The sequence below is a fragment of the Acidimicrobiales bacterium genome (assembly GCA_035316325.1).
Classification (GTDB): domain Bacteria; phylum Actinomycetota; class Acidimicrobiia; order Acidimicrobiales; family VFJN01; genus DASXTK01.
In genome coordinates this window covers 1-7,003 of the sequence record DATHJB010000083.1, presented here as the reverse complement: position 1 = coordinate 7,003, position 7,003 = coordinate 1, and the positions used below count along the sequence as shown (strand labels likewise).

The 7,003-nt window shown below is 73.8% G+C and carries 7 protein-coding genes; 3 read left to right on the top strand and 4 right to left on the bottom strand.

Features of this window, described 5'->3' with window-relative positions; genetic code table 11:
* The first annotated feature begins 75 nt into the window (after positions 1-75).
* Positions 76-177 carry an AURKAIP1/COX24 domain-containing protein gene (locus VK611_11980; protein HMG42044.1) on the top strand — a complete coding sequence of 34 codons (102 nt, stop codon included), beginning with the start codon at positions 76-78 and terminating at the stop codon, positions 175-177.
* Between the two features lie 49 nt (positions 178-226).
* Here the strand turns inward: VK611_11980 and VK611_11975 are convergent, their stop codons facing one another.
* From VK611_11975 to VK611_11960, 4 genes are read right to left on the bottom strand one after another with little or no spacing between them, the layout of a single operon-like run.
* Positions 227-940, bottom strand: a complete 714-nt coding sequence (locus VK611_11975) for a 4-(cytidine 5'-diphospho)-2-C-methyl-D-erythritol kinase (GenBank protein HMG42043.1) — start codon at positions 938-940, stop codon at positions 227-229.
* Positions 937-1,749: a 16S rRNA (adenine(1518)-N(6)/adenine(1519)-N(6))-dimethyltransferase RsmA gene (rsmA, locus tag VK611_11970; GenBank protein ID HMG42042.1), complete on the bottom strand. Its 813-nt coding sequence runs from the start codon at positions 1,747-1,749 to the stop codon at positions 937-939. Before rsmA ends, VK611_11975 begins: the two co-directional genes overlap by 4 nt.
* A gap of 32 nt (positions 1,750-1,781) precedes the next feature.
* On the bottom strand, positions 1,782-2,603 hold the full coding sequence (locus VK611_11965; protein ID HMG42041.1) for an alpha/beta hydrolase: 822 nt from the start codon (positions 2,601-2,603) through the stop codon (positions 1,782-1,784).
* A gap of 22 nt (positions 2,604-2,625) precedes the next feature.
* The gene (locus VK611_11960) at positions 2,626-3,426 is read right to left on the bottom strand and encodes a TatD family hydrolase (protein HMG42040.1); all 801 of its coding nucleotides are present in this window, start codon (positions 3,424-3,426) and stop codon (positions 2,626-2,628) included.
* A gap of 83 nt (positions 3,427-3,509) precedes the next feature.
* Here VK611_11960 and VK611_11955 point away from each other — a divergent pair, with 83 nt between their 5' ends.
* Together VK611_11955 and VK611_11950 are read left to right on the top strand one after the other, a co-directional pair.
* Positions 3,510-6,380, top strand: a complete 2,871-nt coding sequence (locus tag VK611_11955) for an acyltransferase family protein (protein HMG42039.1) — start codon at positions 3,510-3,512, stop codon at positions 6,378-6,380.
* 15 nt (positions 6,381-6,395) lie between these two features.
* Positions 6,396-6,848, top strand: coding sequence for an SRPBCC family protein (locus VK611_11950; GenBank protein HMG42038.1), 453 nt, complete (start codon positions 6,396-6,398; stop codon positions 6,846-6,848).
* Positions 6,849-7,003 lie beyond the last annotated feature (155 nt).

Genomic DNA, 7,003 nt, shown 5'->3' with positions numbered 1-7,003 from the left:
GGGTGACCGGTGGCCGAAGCCACAGGCAGGCGCTTTGGAGGGGCCCTCCGGGAGTGCACTAGGGTGGCTCCCCTCATGGGCTCGTTGATCAAGAAGCGCCGCAAGCGGATGCGCAAGAAGAAGCACAAGAAGATGCTGAAGCGCACCCGTTGGCAGCGCCGCGCCGCCGGCAAATAGCAATCGAGTACGTCCGGCGGAATGCCGAGCCCGCACCGGAGCCCAGCGTCTAGTACGCCGGCACGGTGCGGGCGACGATGCGCCCCTCGCCGGGGAACGCTCCCTCGACGAACCACGTCGACCCGGACCCGGCCAGCACCGGGGCCTGTCCCGTCGCTCCCGCCAGTTGGTCGCGCCACTCGACCAGCCGTGGCTCCACCCGGAGCGCGGCCGGCTCGAGGTCGTTGGGGCCGGTAGCCGAACGGGGGCCGCCCAGGCGGTCCCACATCCGGTAGACGGCCGGCGTCGAGCAGCCGAACGGCGGCGTGAGCAGCGTGTACGTCCGGGCCTCGAAGGGCAGCGGCGTCAGCACCTCGCCCGTCCCCCTGACCTGCGCCCGCCCCCCGTGCACGCAGAACGGCACGTCGGCGCCCAGCTTGCCGGCGACGCCCACGTCGTCGACCCCGGCCCAGCGCAGCACCGCCGCCGCGTTCGACGACCCGCCGCCCAGCCCGGCCCCGGCCGGGATCCGCTTCACCAGCCGCACGTGAGCCTGCCGCCCGACCGTCACCAGCGCCCGGGCCACCAGGTTGTCGCCCCCCTCCGGCACCCCCGGCGGCCCGCCGACCACCTCCAGGCCGTCACCCGGCGAGAACGTGAGCGAGTCGGCCAGGTCGAGGCTCACCATCTCGGCGTCGAGCAGGTGGTAGCCGTCGGGACGGACCCCGACCACCCGCAGCGACACGGTGAGCTTGGCCGGCGCCGGCAGGGTCGCAGCGGTCATGACGCCAACCGCGACCACGCCGCCAGGTCGAGCTCCTCGGCCCGGGCCTCCGGACGCACGCCCGCCGCGACGAACTCCGAGGTGTCGACCAGCCCCGCCAGCGACCGCCGCAGCATCTTGCGCCGCTGCCCGAACCCGGCGTCGACCAGGCGGAACAGCCGCTCCCGGTCGACGTCCGCCGCGGGAGCGACCGGGTGCCGCACGAGTCGCACCAGCACCGACTCCACCCGGGGCTGGGGGACGAACACCGTCGCCGGCACCCGCCCGACCACCTCGGCCGTCGCCCACCAGGCCACCTTCACCGACGGGATGCCGTAGCCCTCGTCGCCGACCCCCGCCGCCAGCCGCTCCCCCACCTCGCGCTGCACCATCACCAGCATCCGCCGGATCGCCGGCACGCCCGCCAGCAGGTCGAGCACCAGGGGCGTGGCGATGTTGTACGGCAGGTTGGCCACCAGGGCCCACTCGGGCGACGCCGACAGCAGCGACCCCCAGTCGAGCCGCCGGGCATCGCCCTCCACCACCCGTACCGGCACATCGGTGCCCGCCACCACCTCACGCAGCACCGGCACCAGGTGGCGGTCGATCTCCACTGCCGTCACCGAGGCCCCCGTCGCCGCCAACGCCAGCGTCAGCGACCCCAGCCCCGGCCCCACCTCCACCACCGAGTCGCCCGGCCCGACGTCCGCCAGCGCGGCGATCTTCCGCACGGTGTTGGGGTCGGCCACGAAGTTCTGCCCCAGGGCGCGGCTGGGCGTGAGGCCGTGGGTGGACAGCAGCTCACGCACTTGCCGGGGGCTCAACGTCACCCCCGCATTCTTGCGGTCCGAGGACGTAGCGCCTAGGACACCGTCTCCGGGCGGTAACCCAGCGGCCACAGCACGGACTCGAAGACCCAGTCGGCCGCCCGGAACATGATGTCCGGCTGCGTGTCGGGGTAGTAGGCGATGAAGTGGTCCTTGCCCTCGTAGGGCACCCAGGTGCAGGTCGCGCCCACCGCGTTGCCGGCGTTGCAGCGGTCCAGCCCAGTCTGCGTGAGCACCGTGGTGTCGGCGGTGCCGTGGAACATGATCGTCTGCCGGTCGCCGGCCGACGGGTTCACCCCGGTGCCCCCGGCGATGGCGATGCCGCCCGCGGCGGGCGTGTCGGCCGGGAAGTCGAGCACGTGCATGGCGTTGTAGGCGCCCGCCGAGTAGCCGGCGGCGACGACGGCGTCGGGGTCGATGTCGTACTCGTCGGCGTGGGCGATCAACCACTCGACGCCGGCCAGGGCGTCGGCGTAGCCGTCGATCACGCCCTCGACGCTGAACTCCGGCCGCACGCGGTACTGCAGGGTGACGCCGACGTAGCCCCGCCGGGCGGAGTCCTCGGCGTACACGGACATGTGCTCCTTCTCCCCGAAGGTGAAGCCGCCGCCGAACATCCACATCACCGCGGGCCGCTCGGTGGCGGTGTCGCCCACCGGCTGCCAGATGTCGAGCTTCAGGTCGATGGGCTGGCCGTCCCAGGTGGTGGTGGTCCGGTAGGTGATGTTCTCGGTCTCGGCGACCTGGTCGAACACCCGGTGGACGTAGCGCGTCCCCTCGGGCCAGTCGCAGCCCGCGCTGACCAGCAGCAGGACCAGGCCGACCACGAACGCGACCCGACGTCGCAATGCCCCCATGCCGATCTTCCCCCCGGTTCGATCAACCGCTGGGCAGAGCGTAGACGCGGGAGGCGTTGTCCCAGCTGGCCGTCGCCACCACCTCGACGCCGACGCCCATCGCGTCGGCCACCGCCGCGCCCACCAGCGGCACGTGGGCCGGCGTGTTGGGGCGACCCCGGTGCGGCACCGGTGCCAGGTAGGGGCTGTCGGTCTCGACCAGCACCCGGTCGAGCGGGCACAGCTTGGCGGCGGCCCGCAGGTCGTCGGCGGCCTTGAAGGTGACGATCCCGGAGAACGACAGGTAGGCGCCCCGGTCGAGGCAGGCCCGGGCCTCGTCGGGGCCGCCGGTGAAGCAGTGGAGCACCGTCCGCTCGGGCACCCCCGACTCGTCGAGGACGGCGAACGTGTCGTCCCAGGCGTCGCGGGTGTGGATCACCAGCGCCAGGTCGCGCTCCCGGGCCAGGGCGATCTGGGCGGCGAACATCGCCTGCTGGGCTTCCCGGGGCGAGTGCTCGTAGAAGTAGTCGAGGCCACACTCGCCCACGGCCACCACGTGGGGCCGGTTGGCGGGGTCGTCGAGCAGCTCGGCCAGGCCGTCGAGCCCGTGGCGGGCCTCGTGGGGGTGGAGGCCGACCGTCGCCCACACCACGCCGGGATGGCGGCGGGCGGCCGCGATCGCGTCCCGGGAGCGGGCCACGTCGGTGCCGACCGACACCAGCCGCTCGACGCCGGCGGCCCAGGCGGCGTCGACCTGGGCGTCGACCCGATCGGCGTGCGGGACGTCGTCGTCGTCCCACCCGAGGTGGCAGTGGTTGTCGGTCCAGCGCAACGCAACGGTCACACTCTGCACGCTACTGCTGCCCAGGTCGGGCAGGATTCGCAGCGGTTCTCCTGGTGGGTGCCGCGCGCGTTCAGTAGTGTTTCTTGCCTTCCCGCTTCCACGGCTGGGAGTGCTTCGGGCGACATGGAGGGATTCTGACGACTGCGCGGCGCGCCACGAACGATCCCCGGCTGCCCCGTCGTCGTCCTCCGCGCGGCGCCGGCCGTGGTGGCGACCCCGGCGACGGCGGCCGCTCCGAGCCTCCGTGGGACGACCCGTCGGCCCCCGGCTTCGGCGACGAGCCCTACGACGACGACGAGCGCAGCTACCGGCCCGGCCAGCGTCGTTGGGGTGACCCTGCCCCCGACCAGCAGCGCTGGGACGACCCGACACCCGCACCGGACCAAGGTTGGGACGACCCCGCACCCGGCGCACCGGGCCAGGGTTGGGATGCCACCGACCCCGCCGCCGGCCAGTCGCGCTGGGACCCTCCGGCCGAGGCCGGCCCCGGCGCCGGGATCGGCCGACGCGACTGGGACGCCCCCGGGCCCGACACCGGCGAGTACCGCTGGGACGAAGCCGCTCCGGGCCCCGCGTCGAGCCCCACGGGTCGGCGCGCCTGGGACGACCCCGCCCCCGACACGTCGGAGCACCGCTGGGACCCGGCACCCCGCGCCACCGGCGCCACGCCGTCGTTCCTGAGCCCCGGCTACGACCCGGACCCCCCGGGGTACGCGCCCCGGCGCCCCCACCAGTCGCCCTACGACCCGGGGCTCGACCCGACCGGGCCCCTGGCACCCCCGCGGCCCTCCTACGACCCCGAACCCGGCTACGGCGCCCCCGACCCGGGCTACGGCGACCCCCAGCCCGACTACGGCCAGGGCTACGCCGACCCGGACCAGACCCAGTACCAGCAGGCCTACGACACCGGCTACGACCAGGGCTACGAACCCCGCCTCGACCAGCCGCCCCCCGACCTGCCGCCCGACCCACGCCGGCCCGCCAAGGCCGACCGCGTGCCCGGCGACCTCGGCCCCAAGCTCCCCCACCTCCCCGGCCTGAACGGCCTCCGGGCCGTCGCCCTGCTGGCCGTCCTCGCCTACGCCCACGACGTCGACCTCCTGCAGGGCGGCTTCCTCGGGATCTCCAGCGTCTTCACGCTCTCCGGCTTCCTGATGGCCACCCTCGCCCTGGCCGAGTGGTCGCAGACGACCCAGCTGCTGTTCGGGCGCTTCTGGGACCGCCGGGCCCGCAACCTGGCGCCGCCCTACTTCGCCCTCCTGGCCGTGGTGGTGGCGCTGCAGACGGTCGTGCGGGTCGGCTCGGTGCCCACCTTCCGGGGCGACGTGTACGCCGCGCTCGGTTTCGTCACCAACTGGCGGCTCGCCTTCCCGTCGGAGGGCTTCGCCAGCAGCTTCGCCGAGCTCTCCGCATTGCGGCACCTCTGGCCGGTGGCCATCACCGCCCAGGTGTACCTGCTGTTCCCGCTGGTGTTCGTGGTGCTGATGCTCGTGACCGGCCGCCAGTGGCGCGCCTCGGGCTACGCGTTCGCCGCGCTGGCCGCGGCCAGCTTCGGCGCCGCCTGGATGCTGTCGGGCAACACCGAGGCCCGCCGCATCGCCTACTACGGCACCCACACCCGGGCAGGCGAGATCCTGGTGGGCGTGGTGCTGGCCTACGCGGTGCTCACGCCCGGCTTCCGCACCCTGCTCAGCCGGCCGCTGGTGATGAACGGCGTGCGCAACGGCGCCCCGGCGGCGCTGCTGGCACTGCTGGCCCTGTGGTTCCTGGTGCCGCTCGACAGTCCGTCGCTGTTCCACGGCGTCACCATCGTGAACGCCCTGCTCACCGGCTGGGTGATCCTGGCGGTGACGATGCCGGGGCCGGCCGCGTCGATCCTCGGCTTCGCCCCGCTGCGCCACCTGGGCGAGGTGAGCTACGCCGCCTACCTGTTCCACTGGCCGCTGTACCTGCTGCTCGACGAGGACCGCATCGGGTTCTCCGGGCCGCCGCTCTTCGGGGTCCGCCTGGCGGCCACCCTCGCCGCCGCGGTCGTCTCCTACTGGGTGATCCAGGGGCCGTTCCGCCTGCAGCTCAAGGTCAAGCCGACGATGGTGGCGGCCGGGCTGGTCACGTGCGCCGCGGTGCTCGCCGCCGCCGTCTTCGTCCTGCCCGTCAACCCGCCGGCCAACATCAGCCTGGCGATCGACGACGGCCAGGGCCCCGGCGACCTCGAGGTGGTGGAGCCGGCGGTCGGCGACGCCACGGCGCGGGTGCTGCTCGTGGGCGACGACACCGCCGGCAGCCTCACGTCCGGCTTCGCCGCCTGGAACCAGTCGCCGGAACACGAGGACCAGCAGTTCCTGGTCGACACCCACGTCACCGACAGCTGCCCGCTGGGCGGCTCGGGCCTGCGGGAGTCGCTGGGTCAGCGGGTGGAGGCGTCGCTCGACTGCGAGTCGTGGCGCCCCCGGCTGCCGAAGATGCTGGAGGCCGCCGACTACGACGTGATCGTGGTGGCCATGGGCGGCGCCGACCTGGGCGAGCGCAAGATCGGCCGCCAGTGGCAGCACCTGGGCGACCCGGCCTACGACGTGTGGATGGCCGAGCAGATCGACGGGCTCGCCGACGTGCTGGCGTCGAAGGGCGTGCCCGTGCTGTGGGCCACCTATCCCCACCTGCGGCTCACCGACCCCGACCAGGCGTCGAGCTCGTGGACCGACTTCGACGACAACGACCCGCACCGCGTCGACCGGCTCAACGAGCTGATCGAGTCGACGGTCGGCAACCGCGACCGCTTCGAGGTCGCCGACCTCGCCGCCTGGCTCTACGAGGTGCCCCGCGGCGAGTTCAACGAGGACATCCGGGTGGGGACGACGTTCACCGAGCCCGGGGCCCTGCAGACGGTCGAGACGTGGCTGGCGCCGAAGGTCCTGTCGGCCGCGGGCGCCGACACCGAGACCCCTGGCGCTTAGTCCCACTGGGCGCTGATGGCGCAGTTCCGGATGAGTCAGCTGATCGAGGCTCCGCCTGAGGCGGTGTGGCGTGAGCTGGCCGACCTCGCCGAACACGTCGAGTGGATGGCCGACGCCGAGTCGATCGAGTTCACCACCGAGCAGCGCCACGGCGTCGGCACCACGTTCGACTGCGCCACCCGCATCGGCCCGCTGCGCACCACCGACCGCATGGAGGTCACCCGCTGGCAGGAGGGCCGCGAGCTCGGCGTCCGGCACGTCGGCCTGGTGACCGGCGAGGGCGTCTTCACGCTGCGACCGGCGGATCCCGAGGGCCGTCGCACCCAGCTCGACTGGGTGGAGCGCCTGCGCTTCCCCTGGTACCTGGGCGGCCCGCTCGGCGGCCTGCTGGCCCGCCCGGTCCTCCGCTCGATCTGGCGCGGCAACCTCCGCCGCCTCGCCTCCCGGGTGGTCGAGCCCCGGCCCTAGGTCAGAGCGGGTTGGCGCCGAGGTAGAGGCAGCCGGCGAACAGGGCGGCGGCCCCGGCGACGCAGAGCACCGTGCCGAGGATCTTCCCCTGCGGCACCCGCTCCAGCTCGAACAGCAGCCAGCCGCCCACCAGTCCGGCGATCAGGCCGCCGATG

What these genes read in the sequence shown, in the direction of transcription:
- VK611_11980 (HMG42044.1), top strand. Translation starts at nt 76, where the DNA reads ATGGGCTCGTTGATCAAGAAGCGCCGCAAGCGGATGCGCAAGAAGAAG.
- VK611_11975 (HMG42043.1), bottom strand. Translation starts at nt 940, where the DNA reads ATGACCGCTGCGACCCTGCCGGCGCCGGCCAAGCTCACCGTGTCGCTG.
- VK611_11965 (HMG42041.1), bottom strand. Translation starts at nt 2,603, where the DNA reads ATGGGGGCATTGCGACGTCGGGTCGCGTTCGTGGTCGGCCTGGTCCTG.
- VK611_11950 (HMG42038.1), top strand. Translation starts at nt 6,396, where the DNA reads ATGGCGCAGTTCCGGATGAGTCAGCTGATCGAGGCTCCGCCTGAGGCG.